We start from the raw sequence: 20,502 nt of genomic DNA, 5'->3' as shown, positions 1-20,502 counted from the left end.
AGAGATATCCCTTGGCTACCGTTGAGCACATCCACTTCAGTCCGCATGACCTTTCTGTCAAAGACCGCCTGATTACCTACTCGTCGAATAGCTCCCGGGTAGTAATCGAAGGGCTACCACAAATTTTCTGGGTAAACGGCTTGCCCTGGAGAGAGGCGAACCTCTGGGCTATGGAGCGTGTCACCAATGGGGAAGCAATCCTAAAGACCGTTTCCAGCAACGTTAATGGACTGCTGAACTACGCGAAGTTTTTGGAGAGCCGCAGACTTGAGTGGTTTGAGTTCCCGTCTCGAAAAGCTGATCGGTGTCTCGTTCAGTACCGTGGGGCGCTTATTAAGGCGCGAGATGCTGGTCATATCAGCCCAGCAACGGCCTCCGAGTACATGCGCAACTGCATCAGTTTCTATAGGTGGGTCAGGAAGCGTGGGCTTCTATCTCCGCTGTTGCCACTATGGAAAGACAAGCGCTTTTTCATCAAATACTTTGACCAGGTTGGTTTTGAACGAACCTTCGCTGGCACTACTACCGATCTGGGGATTCCCAACCGGAAACGCATCGGGATCACTTTGGAAGGCGGGTTGCTTCCTGTCACCTCATCTGACCGCGACGTCATTCTCGATTTTGCAAAACGTAATGCCTCGCCTGAGCTGTACCTGATGCTAGCTCTAGGCTTTTTCACGGGTATGCGACTGGGAACAATCTGTGACCTTCGTATCGGCGCGTTGGAACGTGCGATACCTGATCCGTCCGCTAAAGGCCTGCTTAGGATATTTGTGGGGCCAGGTGCGTCCCCGCCCGTGCATACCAAATTTGGAGTAACTGGCCAGGTATGGATTCCCGAAGCTTTGTGTTCAGAAGTTTTGGAATATTCCAAGGGGCTCCGCAGGTTAAGTCGCGAGGCATCTGCTGCCGATGAGAATCGAGACCTAGTTTTCTTGACTCGTTTCGGTAATACCTTCGGACGGCGCAGCAGCGATCAGTCTTCGGCCATAAACGTTGAGATGTCATCGCTTAGAAAAGCAGGCATCACAGCTGGCGTTAAGGTACTCAGGACATTTCGCTTCCATCAGTCCCGGTGCACCTTTGGAACTGAGCTAGCCAAGCTGGCTTTAGCAAATTGCGATGATGTGGCGATAGTGATTGCGACTGTTAGCAATGCATTGCTTCACGGTCGAAATTCGGAGGCTACTACCTTCAAATACATCAAGTTTGTGCAAGCCACACCCGCTAAGCAGGCCATTGCGAACAGCTTCATGGCTGCGTTTACAGGGATTTCTTCCAGGCACGGAGCGAGCAATGAATAATCGGACGTCTTCAGACCTAACGTTTCCAATGCTTGAGTACGCGAAGAACGAGACGCCTTGGGATCTGACCCCATTTTTATACAGCGGTGGTGCAAAGGCAAAAGTGAAGACTGTACGCAATGAAATCACATCAGGTGTTTTAGGGGATCCTTTGCTGGAACGGGTAGAGCTTGTAAAGGAGCTCCACGAGTGTTTGGCCGACGACCTTGTAGGCGGGGGGAGCCGCTTTTCGGCGAATAACAAGATCGGTTCGTTGCGGCAGTTTTTTCGGTGGGCGGATCAATCCGGACGCCAGTTGAGCATTGACAAGGTTGCGCAAGCTTACCTGGGGTGGGCAGAGCATCTTTTACACCGTCACCGTGTGGAAGGATATTTAACTGCCGGATCGTTATACGACACTGCAAGTTTGACAGCGACGATGCTTGATCGAGTGCTAGGCCGAAGCTCGACACTTTTGTACAGCACACGAATTCGCAAACCCAGAGGCAACGGACGGGTTAGAAATGGGAGCGCTGATAAGCAAAGTGTGGAAGAGAGCTTTTCTTTCGGGCAGTTAATTGCCGACCTCTGTACGTCACTCACTTATGAGGCTGTGGCGGGACCACTCCCCATCCAAGTGGCATTGAGATCGGGTACAACGCTACCTATCTGGTGCGGCCTTCGCGATACAGAGAAAGAAGCGTCACGACGGGTTCGACCTCAAACCAAATTCCAGATTGCGGCCATCCTTCGACACCGAGAATTCCGGGACTCTGACGTTTCAATCGAGACTCGATACCCGGCAGTAAATCTGAGAATCGAAGCCGAGATGCTTATGTTCATCGCGCAAACCGGCATGAATTTGTCGCAGGCGCATCAACTTCGGATCGACCAATACCACTATACGAGTCACCTTGATGGTTACCAAGTCAGGTCTTACAAAAAGCGTCGTCAGGGCGAAGTGCTATTTGAAGTTTTCTCAAGCTACAAGGAGTGGTTTGAACGCTACATTGAGTGGCGAAACACGTGGTTTCCGGACGACCTAGAGGGGCTTCTTTTTCCTCTCGTCCGTCTTGGGGGACGTCTCGTTGTAGAAGCTCCTCAGTTCACAGCTCTAGTGCGCCTCTGTACCGATTCCAATATTCGATTCGTTCGACCACGTAAGCTACGGGGTGCTCGTATTAACTGGTTGTTACGTGAATCGCAACGCCCTGAACTGGTCGCGGAAATCGCACAGCACACAGCTGAAACGTTGATCCGTGTGTACGCTGAGCCCAATCCGCAAATTGCGATGATTGAAATTACTCGATTTCACCGGCAATCAGATCCCGTCATTTGCTCACCTGCTCCAGGTGCTTGTGCGACGTCCTTGCCAGAATCGGTCGTAGATGCTCCGACGAATGCACCTGATCCCGATTGTATCAACGCTGCTGGTTGCCTCTTCTGCGTCAATCATCGGGATATTGAAAGCGAAGATCACGTCTGGTCGCTAAGTAGTTTGCGCGTGCTCAAGAGCTTGGAGCTAACTAGATATCGTCCAGCTTCCACGGATAGATCTGAGGAGGCTGACCATCCTGCAATGCTTGCGATTGAGCGTCTGAGTGCGAAGCTGCGGTTCTTTCAAGAAAGTAGCGAGGTGCGTCGGCTTTGGGTTGAGGAGGCACTGGCTCGCATAGCTGAGGAGAGTTATCACCCAGCTTGGGACGGATTTATTCGGCTGGCGGAAGTTACAGCGGGACCTTCCTTATGAATATCCTCACGACGTTAGGGCTTTCTATTGAGTCGCCTCTCGCCGTTCCCGGAGCGCCAAATTACCGTCCTGAGAGCTGGCCTCCGCCACCTGATTGGCCTGTCGTAATTGATGCACAGGGCAAAGTAGTAAGCCGTTGGGGCGACCCAGTTTGGAGGCTTGACCCATGGGCCAAGAAGGCGTTAACGCTAAATTTCGGGGATGGCCCCGCCACAAAAGTCGCGGCGCCCATTAGCTCGGCGAACGCTGATCTGCTTCGTATCATCACAGGCTGGTGGCTATACGGGCCGTACGGCGCTCGCGGCTATCGATCTCTAAAGACGCGGTTCGATCAGATGCGGCGGTTGTTTGTTTTGTGTGAAGAGGCAGGAATACTGGCCAGCGAATTGAGCCGCTTTCCACGCGTATGCGAGGAAATCCCTGCCTTTCTTCATGCCTCAAGAAAGACTGAGTTTCTGTCGTTAATGCATGAGCTATACGCGTCTCGCAGCGCCGTAGGGTTTACTTTGCTGGATTCGGGCTCGCTAACCCGTCTGGCTGCGCTGTTTCCACCCCACCAAACAGCTCAAACACCGTACATTCCTCCACGTATTTGGCACTACCAAGTCACCAGGCTGCGAGAGTGTCTTGATGACTTCCTATCCCATCAACAACAAGTTGAAGCTTGTTACCGGTTCAGCATTGAGGCTTACGAACATAATCATAGAGTTTCAAAAAGAGTGGCGTGCGCAAACGCACAACCTTTTTGCGGCCATAAGATGCATTTATCAGGCGCTAAAACGGGGCTTCGTTTTCTCGGAGCGTTTGCAGATACCGCGAAACGCTTCGGCATTTTTGAGCTACTTGAACGTTGGGTGGGGCGCAGTGGTGAATTGCAAGTAAGAACGCTGACTAGCTATCTGAAACTGGTCAATAGCGCAGGTTTAGCTTACATCCTTAACTTCAGCCTCATGCGAGTCGAGGAAGCTTGGAATCTTCGAGCGGGATGCCTTGAGGTCGAGCACGACAAGAATTTCGGCGACATTTTTTTGTTACGTGGACAGACGACGAAAACGCAGGCCGATAGCGACGCCCTGTGGGTCACATCCCCATCTGTAAAGGTCGCAGTGAGGGCGATGGAGGTCATTTCTCTGTTTCGGTCATTATACGCACCTCATGTAGCTGCGAGCGGGCTCACGGGGCGTTTTTTAACCTCGTTTTCTTACGAACCGTGGGCCCCATCGAGCAAGAAAAATGATCACTCACTGAGACCAAGTATTCCGTCATATTCCGACCTTTTGAGCCACTACGGCAAGGTGTTTGACTTGGAGCGTTTGCGTATCACGAGTGAGGATTTGAAATTGGCCCGGCTAGCTACTCCTACATTGCCGGAGGACTATCAAGTGGGCGCGGTATGGCCGTTAGCATGGCATCAGTTGCGTAGAACTGGTGCAGTAAACATGCAAGCTTCCGGGCTCGTAAGCGATGCCTCGCTTCAGTACCAACTCAAGCACGTCACCCGAGCGATGAGCCTTTACTACGGACAAAATCACTCGCAGATGCGTCTAGAGGATAAGGCTCACACGCTGTACGTTCGCACGATGTACGAGACGCTTGGTAGAGAGTTACAGCAGCTTACGAGTGAGCGTTTTGTAAGTCCCCATGGAGATAAACGTAAGGCTGAGATCGTTCGGCTGATCACGCCAGAGGATGCAAAGAAGATGATCGGTTTGGCGAAGAAGGGTGCCGCAGCATGTCGCCAAATCCTTCTTGGCGTTTGCTCGAGTCGCAAGCCTTGTCCGTACGGAGGAGTCGACAACATTGCTCATTGCGGGGGCGGTGATTCGGAGGATGAAAAACCTTGCCCTGATGTGCTGTATGACTCAGAACGATTGGACGCAGTCGATGATCTTGAACATGTCCTCAAAGAGCGGCTTGTTAATGCTCAGTACGGAAGTCCGCTAATGGAGTCCTTAATCGCTCAACAACGAAGCGTAGAGAGCTTCCGGCGAGTCATAGGGGGAGCAAATGGACGTTGAACTCACGGCGCGTCGCAGCGCGGCCGATCAATATCGCGAGGCTTTTGAGCGCTTGAAACTCAATAAGCCGCAGCTTCTAACGAAGGGGACACCGGTTACTCAAAACAACGTGGCCAAAGAGGCCGGGAGCGATCCGTCGGCACTTAAGAAATCACGTTTCCCGAGTCTCATCGCAGAGATAAAAACCTACATCGAACAACATGCGGAGGAGCGACCTCGTTCGTTGAACCAGATAAATCATCTTGCCCGTCAGAAAAGCCGCGCCTTGCGAGATCGGATTGAGCAGGTTGCCCGACAGCGCGACCAGCTAGCAAGTTTATTGAGCGAGGCGGATGCGAAAATCATAGAGCTGTATGACCGTATTGCTGAGCTTGAACGACAGTTACCTGCGTCCAACATACTATCGTTGGATCCACGCGGGCCCAGAAAGCTTTGAGATGGCAGTCGTGGGGGTACACGATCCGCAACTAGCCGCAAGGCTAGGGGCGATACTCAATGAGCGTGTTGTGAGGCTATGCTCAACGAGCGTCCGCTTTGGCTGACCTTGCTGACTGACCAGGGGGACGAGACGACACCTGGAGTATCGTCGAGGCGGATCATCACGACAGTCGCGGTGGATTTAGAGAATTAAAACTGTCGCTGCGAAGCCCGGCTTTCTGGGGCTTCAAGCCAACTCTGGAGGAAACGCAAAACTGTCGCAAACCCTCAAGTCTCTGCTGTGGAGCGGAGGCCTAGAGAATTAAAACTGTCGCGACCACCCGATTAGGCATGTTGCAACTGTTCAGCGAGTCACGCCTGCGCAATTGCCGACCTGAGCGGGTAGATGAATTCATCCTTCCATCTACGTTCACACATTACAGACTCAACCCAGCCGTCCTTTCTGCTCATTCTCCAACTCGGTGTGACGCTAAGAACAGAACGCGCATCGACGGTAGTGGCGACGGGGACCGGGCACATCGACAGGGCTACATTCTTTGGTAAGCCCCGCGTCAGCGGTTCAGGCGTGCTGGTGCAGGTCGGGCAGCTATAGCTTCGCTCCCATACCCGAATGCCTGATTTTGAGTTTCCAAAGCGCCCGTAACGATGCCAGACCTCAGATGGCCGTCCAAACCCAACGCCATATTTTTCGGCGCTAACTTTCACGGCAGACATGCCCAGGTCAAAATATCTTTCCACCGCCCTCATTCTAGCTGTAGGTAGAAGCCCCTTTCCCACCCTGCTTGTCCTAAAGCAACTAATGAACATTGGGGCAGTTTCACCGGAGATTCTGTTGAGAAGCAAAACACAGCCGAACGGGTAGAGCCATCTGTCTCCGCATGCACAGTTTATGAGCAGCGCAACTGGTCTTGCTGGCGTTTGCTGGTAGTGCGACAAGTCATCGTAGAATGCTTGGCCACGACACACTGCACTCGCTATATCGGCTGCATCCAGTGGTGTTTTTGCGACGAACACGGGGTTTGTTCGTGCTAGATCCTCGTTGATAACGCCCGTCAGGCCGATACTGCCGAATATCCAAAGAGTCGGAACACCAGAGCGATTGCGTTGTTCAGTGCGCTCATATGTCCGCTGCGCAGACTGAGGCGAAATCTGCACTTCTATTGCTAGGCGCGGAGCAAAGGCCGAGTCGCCAACCAGAATGTCAGCCCGCCAATCGTCTACGCCGTCTTCAAGCTCGGCTTGAATGCCTAGAGCAACCAGCTTCTTGTAAATGGCCACCTTCATGGCGATATGGTCTGGGCTTTCAGTGCTGGAGTAGCCCTCAGGGCTCTCTCCAGGAAAATGGGAAAAGTACCTGGTGATGCCTCCATCCCGTCTGAGGGTTTTGGCCTGTGCCGGAAGTTTCGTATCCGGCATGAGCACCTGGCGGCCTTTCGATATTTTCACTACTTTCTTCCAATCTTCATCGCTAAGCACTGAGGCCACAGTACGACAGCCGTTCACTAAACCCACGCAAGCCAAGGCAACCTCCTTTTCCAAAGACGCAGTTCAGATTCACAACAGAGTCAGTATTTGATCTTTAGTAATCTGAAACGTCTGTCAGGTACGACGCCTGGAGAATACTTATTTGGCAGCGACCCGTCACAACGGCGACCAGCCTGCGACAGATTTTTATACCCTGCGACAGTTTTAATTCTCTGAATTTAGCGGGGACCATCGCAGGATGTACTTATGCTTGTGGTCGTGCGCTAACGTTTTAGATCGTTTTGGTTACGAGACACAAGCCCAGTGAGTACGGCACGGGCCCTTTGACGTCGCAAACAATCCAGTGAGCATGAGATGCTGCTATCATCCAGGGTTCAGCGGGGGTGAACGTAAACAAAGGTGATTTGCGGAAGCGTAGTAAGCGTCTAGCCAACACACCTTACTGACCCCAAAGCATACTCCGAAGCTACCAACAAACACCTGAACACCGCTTCTCCAAAGGATAGGCGCTGCGAAATATGCCCGATCCTCGTAGAGACTATTCAAGCTCTGGCTAGAATCAATTATTGTCGATGCCGAGGTTCCAACCATGACCCTAGCCCAACTCCTCCTATTTCTCCCCGCAGCAGCAATCGTTGCCGTCTCACCGGGCGCCAACAACCTGCTTGCATTCGCAAATGGCAGCAGGCAGGGTTTGCTGCCTACAGTGGTCGGTCTGTCAGGTCGGTGTACGGCCTTTGCATTGATGATCGCAATGGTGATTGTCGGTTTAGGCGCATTGCTAGAGGCGTCTGAACCCGCTTTCCAGATTATTAAGTGGGTAGGTGTCCTTTACCTCGCCTATCTCGGCGTAAGAATGATGATAGGCCGTGATTGTCACGAAGATGGGGCTTCGGTATTCCAGCCTGTCGATGCCTACTCCTTGGCACGCAGGGAGTTCATGACTGCCATGACCAACCCCAAAGCAATCTTGCTCTTCACTGCTTTTGTTCCCCAATTCATTGTTGCTGGTACTGGCGCCTCCTTCACTGCCCAGTTCGTCGTTTTAAGTGCAATCTACATTGCGGTCGAGTTTATCGCCGCTATAGGCTGGGCCCTTGCTGGCAGCATCATTCGATCTCTGCACCCTTCGAAGCGGAAATTGTCGATCATCAATCGCATAACGGGTGCAATGATGCTCGGCGCAGCCGCCTTATTGGCTACAGCCAGACGAACTTAAGTGTGTACGTCCGAGCGTCACCCTTACATGATTAAACGGGCTCCCACTTATGCGGAAGCAACTGCTTGATTTCACTCACCCGCTGCGTCGGCAGGCGTCTGAGAACGTCTTTCAGATAAGCATACGGATCATGACCATTCAGCCGTGCAGACTGGATCAGGCTCACGATCGCTGCCGCACGTTTACCGCTGCGCAGCGACCCTGCAAAGAGCCAGTTCTTCGGCCCAAGAGCCCATGGCCTGATTTGGTTTTCGGCCCATTTGTTGTCTATGGGTACGGCACCGTCATCAAGGTAGCGCGACAGCGCTGCGGCCGTGTAAGACCCGACTTGCTGTGACAATGCGCTTTCTAGACTGGCGCTCACGACTAGACAAAATCCATGTTCGAAGGCAAGTCTGAAAGTGGTGGCGACGTAGGGATGGGCGTTAACTTGGGTAAACCAACTCAGACGGCCTATGGGTCACAATTTATTGGTATAAAGGACGGTAAGGAGATTCGCTCCTCGAAATATTGCGATCCTATTATCTAAAATCGGGCGTGTAAGCCCGTCACAGGAGAGGCGATGTCAAAATCCTATGTGATTGGGATTGCAGCTGCAATTTTCGCTACGTTCAGCTGGGCGCTTAATTTTCTGTCTCCTTACATGATGGGAGATTTTGGACCGGTTGATTTTATTACATTGAGATTCATCATCTCTGGCTGCATTGGTCTTGTTGTTATTCGTGTTTATTGGCCTGGCGATCCAGTTTTAAGCTGGCGTTCAACTATGATGGCCGGGCTGCTTGGCGTCCTAGGATATGCTCTTTACATAGGATGCATTATGGGAAGTGTACTTCACGGTGGGGCTATAATCGCACCCGCATTTTTGAGCGCTACGCCGGTTATAGTTGCCATCACAGGCAATTTGATCAACCGAACAGTTTCCTGGAGCAGCTTCTGTGCACCCATAATTCTGGCAGTTTTTGGTTTGGTTGCAACGAATTATGGAATTTTGGTCAGCGTTTTAGATGGAGGCGCGCCCTCGTACCTTGTGGCAGTAGGTTATGCGTTAGGCGCAGTATTGGCTTGGTTAATGTTCAGCATATTAAACCAAAAGATATTGGCAAAAATTCCCCAAGTACATTCAGGTCTTTGGACTGGACTAATGATGAGTGGAGCAGGTGTCAGCGTCCTGCTTTTCTTACCTTTCGGGCTTGTGTTTGGGGTATATAGCTACCCGCACATTGACCTACGTTTGGACAATACTCTACCGGTTTTCGCCGCAGCATCAGCGCTGGCATGTTTTGCCTCCGTTGGAGGGGCATGGGCTTGGAACATTGCAAGCCAGCGGTTACCCATGGCCCTGTCTGGGCAGCTCATTTCTGTAGAAACGATCTTCGCCGCTGCGTTCGGCCTTATCGCCGAAAACCGTCTACCTACCGGTCTTGAGATGCTGGGAGTAATAGCCCTGTTAACAGGTGCCACAATCGCAATAAAGGTCATGACGCCAAGTTACCGCGCAGGTTCGAGTGTACAGGCGTGATTTGCTCTGAAAGCCCATCGGAGAAAGTTCTTTGGTAAGCGTCGTTTGGAGTCACCTACACAAACCCAGCTATAAGCGCGATGGTGTTCATTTTAAAACCGGAGACACCGTGGCGCTTAATGCCGGAGCTTGGAAGATGTGTTGGCTGGACACCGCTGACAGGACGCATACGTCAGTGCGCATTCCACGAACTGGCCGTCGACCGCTAGTGAGCAGGAACCGGGAAAATCGTATACTAAGGTTTTCCGACCTGCCGTAGCGGCCTGAATTTTCCATCTTCCAGTTTGTGGCTCTGCCGCCACACGTAATCGCCTGTCAGGTTGATGTGCTACCAGCCCAACGGCGACAGGTACTGATACAGATCTGTATTCACCGGCTTTCCGGCGTCGGCTGACCTTTGGGCTGCCCGCTCGAGAAACACCGTGTTCCACAGCACAATGGCTGCGGTCAAGTCCAGCAAAGATGGCTAGACACCCGTGTGCACCGGGGCGACATTACAATGTGTGATGCCCGGTGCTTGCGCATTATCACAAAGCGACACGTCCCCCTTTCGCGGAGTATACCTATGTTCAGTCACGTGCACGTCGGAGCTAGGGATCTTGAGTGTTTGGTAGTCTTTTACGACGCCTTGCTGGCGAAACTAGGCCTTATCCAGATGCCTGAAGGGAACGGTGGGGCTGCTCGCGGCGTAGGCTGGCGATACCCCAATAGGCGATGGCCCCAGTTCTACGTCCAGCACCCTATAAATGGTCTTGCAGCCACTTGGGGGAACGGTGTTCAAGTGAGTTTTCTGGCAGCTTCGGAGGCCCAGGTTCGTGAGGTCTGGGCGCTTGCTATTGAGATGGGAGGAACCAATGAGGGTAAGCCGGGCTTTCGAGAATATGCTTCAGATTTCTATGCAGCATATTGTCGGGATCCAGAGGGGAATAAGCTTTGTTTTGCATATGCTCCGGATCCCTAAGCGTAGCTTGAAACTTTGAACAGTCGAGAATCGAGGGCGCAGCATTATCTATCGGGAAGCAAGGCGTGTTCGCCGGACGGATACGGCAGTGGAGCTGCCGTCAAATGCGAGCATCACCTTTTCGGGCTTTTTATAGCTGCTAGCTGTGATCAGGATAGGCCGGTGAATTGTTCGCACCACAGCTTCTATCTGGCTGCCAAGGCTGTGCGCGTTGCGTGAGTTGTCTTCACCCACTCTTCCTATCACCAACAGTCGAATCCTCCTGAAGGTCGCTCAGATTTCTACCAAGTGTCCGTGGCGCTGCTTCAGCTCAGGAAACGCAGCGCCGGAAATGGCCGTTCGCTCCCTGGCCTTTTCCAGCATGTGTTGGCCATGCTCCAAGGCCAGTTTTGCACGCTGCGCATCCAGCGTGGCCAGATCTTCCAGTAGATGTTCACTGCTGCCGAGACCGATATTGCCGCTGAGGTCAGCGGATGCAGGATATTTCTCCTTATCCAGCACATGAAGCAAGGTCAGGGGGAGCGCTGAGACGTTGCGAAGCCCATGCTGCGTAATCACAGACCGCCAATGCGGATTGTGAGTTATCTGCATGCCATTACGTGGGTCATTGTCGTCCTCCTTAGTGGCTCATGAGCTTGTCGATGGCACCGGGTTTGTCATGCATACCGAAGCGGTCAACGATTGTTGCGCTGGCTTCATTGAGACCGAGCACTTCAACCTCAGCGCCCTCACGGCGGAACTTGATCACGACCTTATCCAGCGCTGCGACGGCGGTAATATCCCAGAAATGCGCCTGTGTGAGATCGACGGTGACCTTTTTCAGCGCTTGCTTGAAGTCAAAACCCTCAGTGAACTTGTCTGCAGAGCTGAAGAACACCTGGCCCACAACGTAATAAGTCCGATGCGATTGCGCCTCTTGCAGAGTGCTCTTGATGTCCAGATAGTGTCCGACCTTGTTGGCAAAGAACAGGGACGCCAGCAGCACACCGACCAATACGCCGTAGGCCAGGTTGTGAGTGGCCACGACGACCACGACGGTCGCCACCATGACGAGGTTGGTCGACAGCGGATGCTCTTTCATATTGCGCAAGGAATCCCAGCTAAAGGTACCGATGGACACCATAATCATCACTGCCACGAGTGCCGCCATCGGGATTTTAGAGAGCCATTCGCCAAGAAATACCACCATCAGCAGCAGGAAAACGCCGGCACACAATGTCGAGAGGCGGGTGCGGCCACCAGATTTCACGTTGATGACTGACTGGCCGATCATCGCGCAACCTGCCATCCCGCCGAGCATGCCAGCGGCGATGTTGGCCACACCCTGACCTTTGCACTCGCGGTTTTTGTTGCTGGTGGTATCCGTCAGACCGTCGACGATGGTCGCGGTCATCATCGACTCCAATAGGCCTACAACTGCCAGCGCTGCGGAGTAAGGAAAGATGATGCGCAGGGTTTCAAAGTTCAGCGGCACTTCAGGCCACAGAAAAATCGGCAGTGTGTCCGGCAATTGGCCCATGTCACCCACGGTACGGATGTCCAGCCCGAGGTAAAAGGCAAGTGCAGTCAGTGTCAGGATGCACACTAATGGCGAAGGAATCAGCTTGCCAATCACAGGTACATACGGAAACAGGTAGATTATCCCTAGGCCCGCTGCGGTCATGGCGTAGACGTGCCAGGTCACGTTGGTCAATTCAGGTAACTGCGCCATAAAAATCAGAATCGCTAATGCGTTTACAAAACCCGTGATCACAGAGCGAGAGACGAAGCGCATCAGCGAACCTAGCTTCAGGTAACCCGCGAGGATTTGAAGTACCCCACAGAGCAACGTGGCTGCCAGCAGATACTGAAGTCCGTGCTCTTTAACCAAAGTAACCATGAGCAGTGCCATGGCGCCGGTAGCCGCCGAGATCATGCCGGGACGACCGCCGACGAAGGCAATAACAGCACAGATACAGAAGGAGGCGTAGAGACCAACCTTGGGGTCGACGCCGGCAATGATCGAGAAGGCAATGGCCTCCGGGATCAATGCCAGGGCGACTACGAGACCTGCTAGCACGTCTCCACGGACGTTGGAAAACCACGTTTGTTTGAGCGATTGCAGCATCAGAATATCCAAGGCAAAGCATCGCGCACGCCAAAGGAATGGCGAACGAATCGATACAAGTTCAAATTTTGAGGATTTTTTGCTGTGTGCTTGAGGTGCAAAAACCAGGCGTACAGCAGTGTGCGCCCGCGAGCGAGACTAGCGGAAGCAGGTGTTGCGAGGGGGGCGTAGCGCTAAGGCGGCGTAGGCTGCCAGTAGATCGTTTGGAGTACAGTCATGCTGATGTTCCTGTGCTCAAGGGGTATGCGGAACCGAAGTATACAATGAAGCCGTCGCCGATTGCGACCCGTTGCCAAGCTCTGCATGAGCTACGTCAGATATAGGCTTAGTCAATCGGTATACCTGCGGGCAAGACTTTGCTTTCCATTCATTCCTGTTCGAGCTGGTCTGTGTGCTGAGCGGTGAGTTGGCCAGACGGTTACTGTTAGCTGCCTTCGTGGCCGACCGGAGGCAGTTCTGCTCGCGTTTGATCGTCCAGGCTTATCGTCATGCTGGCGTGAACCTAGTGTCGGATGCGGACTTCTGCCATCCGGGGTGTTCCGGAAGGCGGCCGAGAGAACCCGGAAAAAACGTACGCTAACCTTTTGGTTTCTTCTAACCACAAGATACCGGCGCACTGAGCGCAGCGTAGGATGTCCAGCTGTTCCGCACGTAATAGTGTAGCAATGCACACTCTGCTATCATCCAATTTGCTCCCTGTGCGCGAGGCCATAGAAAAGTTCCAATTTTTTTGGGGCATTCCATCGAACCCGAGAGCACAGCTACTGGCCTTATTCCTGTGAGTGCACACTATGAACACCGTGACTCATCCCGTCAGTTCTAGTAAGTCCGCTCAAGAGGAAGCGCTCAGGATGAACGCTGTTCGCAGGTACGCCATCCTAGACACGCCTCCGGATGGCGCATTTGATCGTGTGACCGCGATAGCAGCTCGTCTTCTTGGAACTCCGATAGCAATCGTGAGCATCGTCGATACAGACCGAATCTGGTTCAAATCTCATCACGGACTCGACGTAAAACAAATTCCCCGCAATTCAGGCCTTTGTTCTTCCGCGATCCTCCAGGCAGAACCTTGGTTAGTAACGGACGCTAGACACGACCCTCGTACGCTCGTTAATCCCCTCGTCGCAGGCGAATTCGGGTTACAGTTTTATTTGGGAGTACCGCTTCATACCCACGACGGTTTCAATCTTGGCACGCTATGTGTTTTGGACACGCAGCCGCGTACGGTCACCCAAGACCAGCTAGACACATTGACGGATCTTGCAAGCGTTGTGATGGATCAACTGGAGCTGCGCCTGTCTGCTATGCGATCCATCGCGGAAAAGGAAGCGGCGCTGAATCATTCCCACTTAATGGCCGAAGAAATCGACCATCGTGTGATGAATAGCCTTCATCTGATTGTGTCGATGTTGAGCATTCAAAGTGCTCAGCTGGGCAGCTCTGAAGCGGCTAAGGAGATTTCCAGAGCGGCAACCAAGATATTTGCTGTAGCCAATGTGCATAAACATATTAATGTCGGCAAGGCAGCCTCTACGCTGGATAGTGCTGACTATCTCGTCCAATTGTGCGCTGGCTTATCTACGATGCTGGGATCTGAAAGCCAGATGGTAATCTCAGTCGACGCCGTCCCACTGGCGTTGGATAGTGAACAACTCAGCCGAATCGGTCTGATTGTTAACGAATTGGTGACCAATGCATTGAAATATGGAGCCTCTAAAATCAACGTTCATTTAACACCATATCAGCACCAATGCTGCTTGACTGTGAGCGACAATGGCAGAGGCCTCCCGACTGACTTTGATGTACATAAAATGTCGGGGCTGGGAATGAAGGTGATCACTGAACTGGTAAAGAACCTAGATGGTTCGCTAAGTCATGAGCCCAACGCAGACCTTGGAGGCACCGCGTTTCAGATAATTTTTTCTCCTGTGTTCAAGACTCGCCTCCCCGCAAGGCTGGTTCCTGATGGTCTTCTGAGATGAGCAGGGAGACCGTAACGTACAAGGACTTTAATGGAAACGGTCTGCAACTTCATCTCGGCGAGCGCTCTGTGTAAGGTTAATCTGAAACCCGTGTCGGGCAATGGATTGTCAGATATCGTATCCCTCGGATGCTCAAAAAGCCCGCCCAGCGTAGGCTTGAATGATTGGCGCTATCCAAGAGCAGCAATTATCCGCCACTGCTCATTACTGTTTTGTAGAGGTAACGACAGAGCTGCTCTTGCTGGGTTCTGTATTGGATTTCAAGACACACCACTGCTTCCATCTGACCCAGCCAAACGTCATCTGAAACGTGTTGCAGGTGATTAACCGTATCCCGCCAAGCAATGCGAGCCAGCTCAACGGCTTCCACCAATTCCACCAGGTACGAATCTGAAGCCAGCGTAGAGACTGTGTGCATTTAAAAAATCGCCACCCATGAGCCCTTCAAGGGCGCTGGCAGCGATCCCGCTTCGTGGTGCTCAACGTAAAATTCCAGCCAGCCAACGTACGTTCGGAGATTTTGTTCATTAAGTTGAGTGCCAAAATTTAAGGAAAATATTCGCTACGAATATGGCTTTCTCACGATAAGCAGCTACCGTAAAGTTGCCAATAAAATCTAACTGTGCTTTGTCCCTGCCTCGCAAGAGTCACGGCTGCTCCATGGAGGGGTAAATGGGCTGCTTGATATGCGCTCAAAAGACTGGTTTGCAACGGTCAATTGGCGATTGGGAGGAGCGTCACTGTGCTACCTGCGGGCATTACCGAATCTCAAGAAACTTTCTCGTTCTTATGGAAATACAGGGTCTGAAATTCAATATCGAGGAAACGAGACTCTGGCTGTCAACTCTGAGGAGAACTGATCCTCTCCCTGGAATCGTCGCGGAGAATGCGATTTGTGTTAAAAATTTATCTATCGGTTCTCGCGTTTATGCCACACGCGCAACAGGTAGACGATAGATCCCGTAATTTCGTAACGCATCTCGTAGTGGCCAATCAGGATTCGGCGCACATCGCTAGGTTCGAACTCATCTAGCCGCTCACCGATGCGTGGATTTGCCAGCAACGTTGTCGGGGCAACTGTTAGTTGCTGTACAGTACGAGCAGCGGCAGGCTGATCCACCACCGTCGCCAGAAATTCATATAGGCGAGCAAGGTCAGAAAGCGCTTTGCTGGTGCAATTCAACTCCATCAATTCGGGATTGCTAATGGCGATTCGGTGTTGGGGCTGTCGGCCCAGGCTTGGACAGCTTAGTGGTCAATCACATGACCAGCGTCTACATCGGCCAACGCTTCGCGTGTCAGGCGACTGCGCCCCCCTTCTTGGTCTATCCAAGCAGCCAGAGTCTGCTTGACGATCCAATTCTTGGAGCGCTCCAGCCGCTCAGCCATTAAATCTACCTTTTCGGCTAACTGCATAGGTACATGAGCGGTGACGGATCGAGTTTTTGCGGTAGTTGCCATGAAGACTGCTACTTCTAACCAATTGGCTGCACAAGGTGCATGCCTTGCCGGCGTTCAATCACAGCAGCTTCCGATGCCGCTTGGCGTAACGTAATGGCACGTTCGCTGGCTTGGCGTGCTTCGGCATAATCGCCATTTTTTCTGAGTTCATTGGCGCGCCATTCCGCCGCTTCGGCAGAAGCAAGCAACGCCAAAGAGTGCGGCACGTTTTGCTCTGATTTTTGATTCAGTTCTTGCGTGCTTCGATGGCGCTCGATCACGTGCGAGGCCTCGCGGGCCGCATTACGCAATTGGGTACGGGCAATATCGTAACTGTCATTGGGTACAGCTTCGAGGGTTTGGAGGCAATTATGCAACGACTCCACTGCCGTCAGCAGCTTATCAATTTTCTGTAACAGCTCAACTGTGTCAGGATGATTTTTCATGAAGCGTCACTTCTCTCGAATTGGTACGGTGGGGTTCGAGTGAGGAATGTCATCAGCAGCCGGTGGAATGACATGTGATTGAGCCTCTCATTCTACGCCAGCGTCCAAAAAAAATGATTCAAAGTAATCATAACTAATAATATTATGTTGACAAGCTGCGGTGTCAGGCTGGGCTATACCCTAACCTGATGTCAGCTCCTGCTGCTCGCAGTCAACAGCGGCTTTCGGTATGGACAGATTAGGCTCTGAAAGCGCTTCGTAGGTGGATATCCATGGTCATGGTGTATTCAGCGGGAAACTAGAGTTGGCGTGGGCTTCACTCATGTCCATGGGTTGACATCTTTCCTTTACATCGATGAGTGTTTTTTACATGCCGATGGTATGTCGGACCAGCAACTTCATCAGTTGGCAATACAGGCGAGGGAACGGGTACTAGCGTGGACCGGGTTGGGTACCGGCGCCGGGATTGGCCCTACGCCAACCCTGGCGAAGCTTGGCTCCTACGGGGCTAAGCGGGTGTTGAAGACCGGCCTGTGCAACCTGATGTCTCCGATCGACCGCGAGCAGTTACTTGCGTTGACGCCCGTCGGCGAGGTTTGGGGGATTGGGCCTTCTTTGAGCGCACGGTTGGCCACCATGGGGGTAACCACCGCCGCTCAGTTTGCCGGGCTCCCACGACACGTTATTGAGCGTGAGTTCCCGGTGACAGTCGTTCGTACACAACTGGAGTTAAATGGCATCTGCGCGGTTGATCTGCAGGGCAACGATGGCCCCCGCGAGATGATCAACGTGAGTAGATCCTTCGGATCGCGGATAGAGACGCTGGATGCTCTGACTGCTGCCTTGGTGGAGTTCGCCTCGACGGCAGCCGGCAGGCTCCGAAAACAAGGGTCTGCTGCCTCAGCTATCCGGGTGTATGCGCGCACCAGCCCTTTTGAAACCAAGTCAGCACCGTACGCCAAGACGGTAACTGTCCCATTTGCACAGCCTGCGTCTGACGCCCGAGTGTTCGCCAAAGCTGTCTCACAGGCTGCGCGCAGTATATTCAAGCCAGGTATTCGGTTTTCCAAGGCGGGAGTTTTGCTGATGGGTTTACAGCCCGCATCAGCAATGAGCCAACACGACCTGTTCGGTTACGACAACACGTCGCAAGATCGGTTGATGTCCACTCTTGACGCGATCAACTTTCGATTTGGTCGTGGAACCGTAAAGCTTGCACGAACAATCGAATTGGCCGGACCGCGGACCAGGCCGGCAAGCCTATGCCCTGCATACTCATGTCGATTGGCAGACTTGAAAGTCGTTTTCTGATCTGCCTACTGCGCAGCTCGATCCGGCCCCACTGCTAGCAGCGCTGCTGCTAGTCCCTGTCCATTTTCTTCGCCTCTGATTCAGCGTTCCTTCCCGCAAGAACTGTGGACCAGCTGTAAATGCTGGCGATCCATCCGCAGCTTCTTATCACTGCCCTCCCACGCGCGCTGAATATCCTGCGAGATCTTGACCTGCGCCGGCATCATCGGAAAAAAGCCATTCTCCAGGCAGTCGAGCGCTGAAGCTTGGCCGGACTTCTTCAGGAAATCGTAGGGGCGCTGCAGGAACTCAGAGAGGGTCACGTCGATCAGGCTGGCAAGTCTTGCCTTGCAGTAGATGTCAGCCCAAAGGTCCAGCTCCACCTTCTCAATGGTGATCAACGTTTCATGGGGAGTGTTGCTCATAGTCAGTCCTGTTTGATTGTTGGATGACCCGACTCTATACCCTCTCGCCAATGTGCAACCTTCACTCAATCGGGGGATTAGCGTTCACCCGGCGCTGCAGCTCCAACAGCGTCTTCCGGGCCTTCATGTTCGACACGAGACTTTCTCGGATGATTGCGAATTTGGGTTCATAGGTGTGAAACAGTTGCTGCAACCAGTAGTCCGCTTTCTTCACAACCGCGTCCTGCCTGTAGCTGTGTCCCTTCCCTTTAGGAATCGCCGTCGTTCTCTGTTTCTTCTTACCCCCAGGCAAGTCGACGAAGCTCACTCGCTTCCAAATGATCGACACAGACTCCTGCTTATTCACCTTCACCTGCACTGTCCGGTAGAGGATTTTCCCCTCTCGTTTTGCGTCCGCAAAGAATGCGTCCCGAAGCTCGATTGCCTGATCCCTCAACATGAAGTGAATAGTGTCGAGCTCGCGAATCATCTCGAGGTACTTGGCGCTCAGCTTGCCACGCACAGAAGGGTGCTCTATCGGATCAATCATTACCCTACCCTTATAATAGGAATACAGAAATCTGGATTTCCCCTAGAAAAGCGAACTGTTTCGATGGGGCTTAAATCCATGGCCCAATTGCCAATATCCGCGAAACTCTACACGAATGACAAATTCCCTTATAGGGGGAATCTAGCCCAACTTTAGGGCCGGAATTTATGTCAGGAATGTAATCCGACAAAATGCCTTATAGGGGAAATCTACCTTCCTAAATTACTTGGCTTGTTATGAGTAAACGTTTTCTGGCTGCATTTCCCCTATAAAGGAATTTATCTAGAAAATAGCTTTATACCGAGGCTGAATCGCTCGGAAGCGCGAAGCACCACTTTTGGGTCCGTTGCAAGGACTGAAAATTGGGTCGAATTGGGGGGTTGCATATTGGAAATCGATGGCAGGATTTGAGCGTGAAGTGCGTTTGTCGCCCGATTGTGCTGCTTCGAAGTTTCGAGCAAAGGGACGGCACCACTGAAGACAGAATCTCCATTCCGCCAGCTGTTTTCGATTGTCGATCGATTGTCGACCGAATGAGAGCAGCTTCGGACCAATAGAAAACCCAAGCGAGAGCTTAAGGAGCAACATGGCCAGTAAAAACAAACCCACCGGCGACTTCGTTGTAGGTCTGGACATCGGCTATTCGAACGTGAAGTCGGCGTACGGATATGCCGATCAGGATCAACCAAGCCTGATGGTTCGACCTGCCCAAGCGGCACCTGTGACAAGCCTCAATGGCAACATTGACCTGAAGGATGGCGAGCACTACGTCTATGTGAACAATGAACAGTGGGTCGGCTTCGTGAACCCTGGCCGCTCGGGAGTTAAACGTGAACTCCACGCCGACTATCCATCGACGGATACCTATCGGGCCCTCTTCAATGCGTCGATCAGCGAAGTGTGCGCAGACGGCCGCTCTGAAATTGACCACCTGATCACCGGCCTGCCCGTGAAGCAAGCTCGTAATGTGGAGCTGGTCGAGCGGTTAACTGCTCAACTGACAGGTACCCACCAGGTTTCCCCCAAGCGAGAGATCACTGTGAAGAGGGTCACGGTGCTCCCTCAACCTGTCGGCACCCTGAACTACATCTACGCAACCCATCCAAACCCAGAAATCCTGATGGAGTCAGTCCTTCTCGTGCTCGACCCTGGGTTCTTCTCGGTTGACTGGGTTGTCTTCCGCCGGGGTGACATTGTCCGCGACTCATCGGACTCCTCCATGGAGGCCATGAGTGCCCTACTGGATGCAATCAACGTAGGAATCGCCAAGGATTTTGGAGGGAATGGGCCTGGCCGCGACAAGATTGAAATCGCGTTGCAGAACGGTCGCAACCACGTCTTTCTGTTTGGTGACGAAGTCGATCTGGGCCCATTCATCGAGCAGGCGTCCAACAGCGTGGCACCCAAAGCCCTCCTGAACATGAAGCAGCAGATGCGCTTCCTGGACGGGGAAGCAGTCGATTTCGTGCTGCTTGGAGGCGGTGGTGGCAACTGCTACAAATCTGCAGCTCAACAGGTTTTCCCGCGCTCCAAGACGTTAACCTCGGACCGTCCAGTAATCTCGAATGCCTTCGGGTATTGGCTGAACCACGGTTAAGGGAATGAAC

The 20,502-nt window shown here is 52.6% G+C and carries 16 protein-coding genes and 3 pseudogenes; 9 read left to right on the top strand and 10 right to left on the bottom strand.

Annotation, left to right across the window (positions count from 1 at the left end; genetic code table 11):
• The first annotated feature begins 11 nt into the window (after positions 1–11).
• From QMX98_RS00210 to QMX98_RS00195, 4 genes are read left to right on the top strand one after another with little or no spacing between them, the layout of a single operon-like run.
• The gene (locus QMX98_RS00210; protein WP_032873808.1) at positions 12–1,304 is read left to right on the top strand and encodes a site-specific integrase; all 1,293 of its coding nucleotides are present in this window, start codon (positions 12–14) and stop codon (positions 1,302–1,304) included.
• A complete protein-coding gene (locus tag QMX98_RS00205; RefSeq protein WP_019819593.1) occupies positions 1,297–3,033 on the top strand; it encodes a hypothetical protein in 1,737 nt (578 codons plus the stop codon). The genes QMX98_RS00210 and QMX98_RS00205 overlap by 8 nt, the downstream gene beginning before the upstream one ends.
• A complete protein-coding gene (locus QMX98_RS00200; RefSeq protein ID WP_236183096.1) occupies positions 3,030–5,051 on the top strand; it encodes a hypothetical protein in 2,022 nt (673 codons plus the stop codon). Before QMX98_RS00205 ends, QMX98_RS00200 begins: the two co-directional genes overlap by 4 nt.
• Positions 5,041–5,487 carry a hypothetical protein gene (locus QMX98_RS00195; protein ID WP_019819597.1) on the top strand — a complete coding sequence of 149 codons (447 nt, stop codon included), beginning with the start codon at positions 5,041–5,043 and terminating at the stop codon, positions 5,485–5,487. Before QMX98_RS00200 ends, QMX98_RS00195 begins: the two co-directional genes overlap by 11 nt.
• 353 nt (positions 5,488–5,840) lie before the next feature.
• Here the strand turns inward: QMX98_RS00195 and QMX98_RS00190 are convergent, their stop codons facing one another.
• The gene (locus QMX98_RS00190) at positions 5,841–7,001 is read right to left on the bottom strand and encodes a competence protein CoiA family protein (RefSeq protein WP_236712996.1); all 1,161 of its coding nucleotides are present in this window, start codon (positions 6,999–7,001) and stop codon (positions 5,841–5,843) included.
• Between the two features lie 562 nt (positions 7,002–7,563).
• Between QMX98_RS00190 and QMX98_RS00185 the strand changes: the two genes are divergently transcribed.
• On the top strand, positions 7,564–8,193 hold the full coding sequence (locus tag QMX98_RS00185; protein ID WP_019819600.1) for a LysE family translocator: 630 nt from the start codon (positions 7,564–7,566) through the stop codon (positions 8,191–8,193).
• A 31-nt stretch (positions 8,194–8,224) separates the two neighbouring features.
• Here QMX98_RS00185 and QMX98_RS00180 read toward each other — a convergent pair.
• Positions 8,225–8,500, bottom strand: a pseudogene (locus QMX98_RS00180) (transposase domain-containing protein); the annotation flags it as partial.
• Positions 8,501–8,755: 255 nt separating this feature from the next.
• On the opposite strand from QMX98_RS00180, the gene QMX98_RS00175 reads away from it, so the two are divergent.
• On the top strand, positions 8,756–9,715 hold the full coding sequence (locus QMX98_RS00175; protein WP_019819605.1) for a DMT family transporter: 960 nt from the start codon (positions 8,756–8,758) through the stop codon (positions 9,713–9,715).
• A gap of 235 nt (positions 9,716–9,950) precedes the next feature.
• Here QMX98_RS00175 and QMX98_RS00170 read toward each other — a convergent pair.
• From QMX98_RS00170 to QMX98_RS00155, 3 genes and pseudogenes are all read right to left on the bottom strand, one after another.
• Positions 9,951–10,178, bottom strand: a pseudogene (locus QMX98_RS00170) (Tn3 family transposase); the annotation flags it as partial.
• Between the two features lie 585 nt (positions 10,179–10,763).
• Positions 10,764–11,284: pseudogene (locus QMX98_RS00160) on the bottom strand (universal stress protein); the annotation flags it as partial.
• A gap of 11 nt (positions 11,285–11,295) precedes the next feature.
• Positions 11,296–12,783, bottom strand: coding sequence for a SulP family inorganic anion transporter (locus QMX98_RS00155; protein WP_019819612.1), 1,488 nt, complete (start codon positions 12,781–12,783; stop codon positions 11,296–11,298).
• A gap of 791 nt (positions 12,784–13,574) precedes the next feature.
• On the opposite strand from QMX98_RS00155, the gene QMX98_RS00150 reads away from it, so the two are divergent.
• Positions 13,575–14,765: a histidine kinase dimerization/phosphoacceptor domain -containing protein gene (locus tag QMX98_RS00150; protein WP_081376978.1), complete on the top strand. Its 1,191-nt coding sequence runs from the start codon at positions 13,575–13,577 to the stop codon at positions 14,763–14,765.
• A gap of 910 nt (positions 14,766–15,675) precedes the next feature.
• On the opposite strand, the gene QMX98_RS00145 is transcribed toward QMX98_RS00150, so the two are convergent.
• The 3 genes from QMX98_RS00145 to QMX98_RS00135 are packed head-to-tail and all read right to left on the bottom strand — an operon-like array spanning position 15,676 to position 16,651.
• Positions 15,676–15,954 (bottom strand): type II toxin-antitoxin system RelE/ParE family toxin, encoded by a 279-nt coding sequence (locus QMX98_RS00145; protein WP_019819619.1) that lies wholly within the window; start codon positions 15,952–15,954, stop codon positions 15,676–15,678.
• 59 nt (positions 15,955–16,013) lie between these two features.
• Positions 16,014–16,226: a ribbon-helix-helix domain-containing protein gene (locus tag QMX98_RS00140; RefSeq protein ID WP_019819621.1), complete on the bottom strand. Its 213-nt coding sequence runs from the start codon at positions 16,224–16,226 to the stop codon at positions 16,014–16,016.
• A 14-nt stretch (positions 16,227–16,240) separates the two neighbouring features.
• Positions 16,241–16,651, bottom strand: coding sequence for a hypothetical protein (locus tag QMX98_RS00135; protein WP_019819623.1), 411 nt, complete (start codon positions 16,649–16,651; stop codon positions 16,241–16,243).
• A 309-nt stretch (positions 16,652–16,960) separates the two neighbouring features.
• On the opposite strand from QMX98_RS00135, the gene QMX98_RS00130 reads away from it, so the two are divergent.
• Positions 16,961–17,962: a DUF4113 domain-containing protein gene (locus QMX98_RS00130; protein ID WP_282409985.1), complete on the top strand. Its 1,002-nt coding sequence runs from the start codon at positions 16,961–16,963 to the stop codon at positions 17,960–17,962.
• Between the two features lie 80 nt (positions 17,963–18,042).
• Here QMX98_RS00130 and QMX98_RS00125 read toward each other — a convergent pair whose 3' ends face one another.
• Complete coding sequence (locus QMX98_RS00125; protein ID WP_200618034.1) at positions 18,043–18,366, bottom strand: hypothetical protein; 324 nt, start codon at positions 18,364–18,366, stop codon at positions 18,043–18,045.
• A gap of 61 nt (positions 18,367–18,427) precedes the next feature.
• Complete coding sequence (gene mobI / locus QMX98_RS00120; protein WP_200618032.1) at positions 18,428–18,895, bottom strand: conjugative transfer protein MobI(A/C); 468 nt, start codon at positions 18,893–18,895, stop codon at positions 18,428–18,430.
• 586 nt (positions 18,896–19,481) lie between these two features.
• Here mobI and QMX98_RS00115 point away from each other — a divergent pair.
• The gene (locus QMX98_RS00115) at positions 19,482–20,492 is read left to right on the top strand and encodes a ParM/StbA family protein (protein WP_200617888.1); all 1,011 of its coding nucleotides are present in this window, start codon (positions 19,482–19,484) and stop codon (positions 20,490–20,492) included.
• Positions 20,493–20,502: the final 10 nt, after the last annotated feature.

The sequence above is a fragment of the Pseudomonas sp. PS02303 genome (assembly GCF_029959925.1).
GTDB lineage: Bacteria > Pseudomonadota > Gammaproteobacteria > Pseudomonadales > Pseudomonadaceae > Aquipseudomonas > Aquipseudomonas mandelii.
Note: the sequence above shows the minus strand (reverse complement) of the source record. Positions and strands in the feature narration are given on the sequence as shown.

Bases quoted from the DNA above. Each gene is read 5' to 3' on its own strand.
- QMX98_RS00205 (WP_019819593.1), top strand. From the start codon at position 1,297: ATGAATAATCGGACGTCTTCAGACCTAACGTTTCCAATGCTTGAGTAC.
- QMX98_RS00200 (WP_236183096.1), top strand. From the start codon at position 3,030: ATGAATATCCTCACGACGTTAGGGCTTTCTATTGAGTCGCCTCTCGCC.
- QMX98_RS00195 (WP_019819597.1), top strand. From the start codon at position 5,041: ATGGACGTTGAACTCACGGCGCGTCGCAGCGCGGCCGATCAATATCGC.
- QMX98_RS00185 (WP_019819600.1), top strand. From the start codon at position 7,564: ATGACCCTAGCCCAACTCCTCCTATTTCTCCCCGCAGCAGCAATCGTT.
- QMX98_RS00175 (WP_019819605.1), top strand. From the start codon at position 8,756: ATGTCAAAATCCTATGTGATTGGGATTGCAGCTGCAATTTTCGCTACG.
- QMX98_RS00155 (WP_019819612.1), bottom strand. From the start codon at position 12,783: ATGCTGCAATCGCTCAAACAAACGTGGTTTTCCAACGTCCGTGGAGAC.
- QMX98_RS00150 (WP_081376978.1), top strand. From the start codon at position 13,575: ATGAACACCGTGACTCATCCCGTCAGTTCTAGTAAGTCCGCTCAAGAG.
- QMX98_RS00145 (WP_019819619.1), bottom strand. From the start codon at position 15,954: ATGGAGTTGAATTGCACCAGCAAAGCGCTTTCTGACCTTGCTCGCCTA.
- QMX98_RS00140 (WP_019819621.1), bottom strand. From the start codon at position 16,226: ATGGCAACTACCGCAAAAACTCGATCCGTCACCGCTCATGTACCTATG.
- QMX98_RS00135 (WP_019819623.1), bottom strand. From the start codon at position 16,651: ATGAAAAATCATCCTGACACAGTTGAGCTGTTACAGAAAATTGATAAG.
- QMX98_RS00125 (WP_200618034.1), bottom strand. From the start codon at position 18,366: ATGAGCAACACTCCCCATGAAACGTTGATCACCATTGAGAAGGTGGAG.
- mobI (WP_200618032.1), bottom strand. From the start codon at position 18,895: ATGATTGATCCGATAGAGCACCCTTCTGTGCGTGGCAAGCTGAGCGCC.
- QMX98_RS00115 (WP_200617888.1), top strand. From the start codon at position 19,482: ATGGCCAGTAAAAACAAACCCACCGGCGACTTCGTTGTAGGTCTGGAC.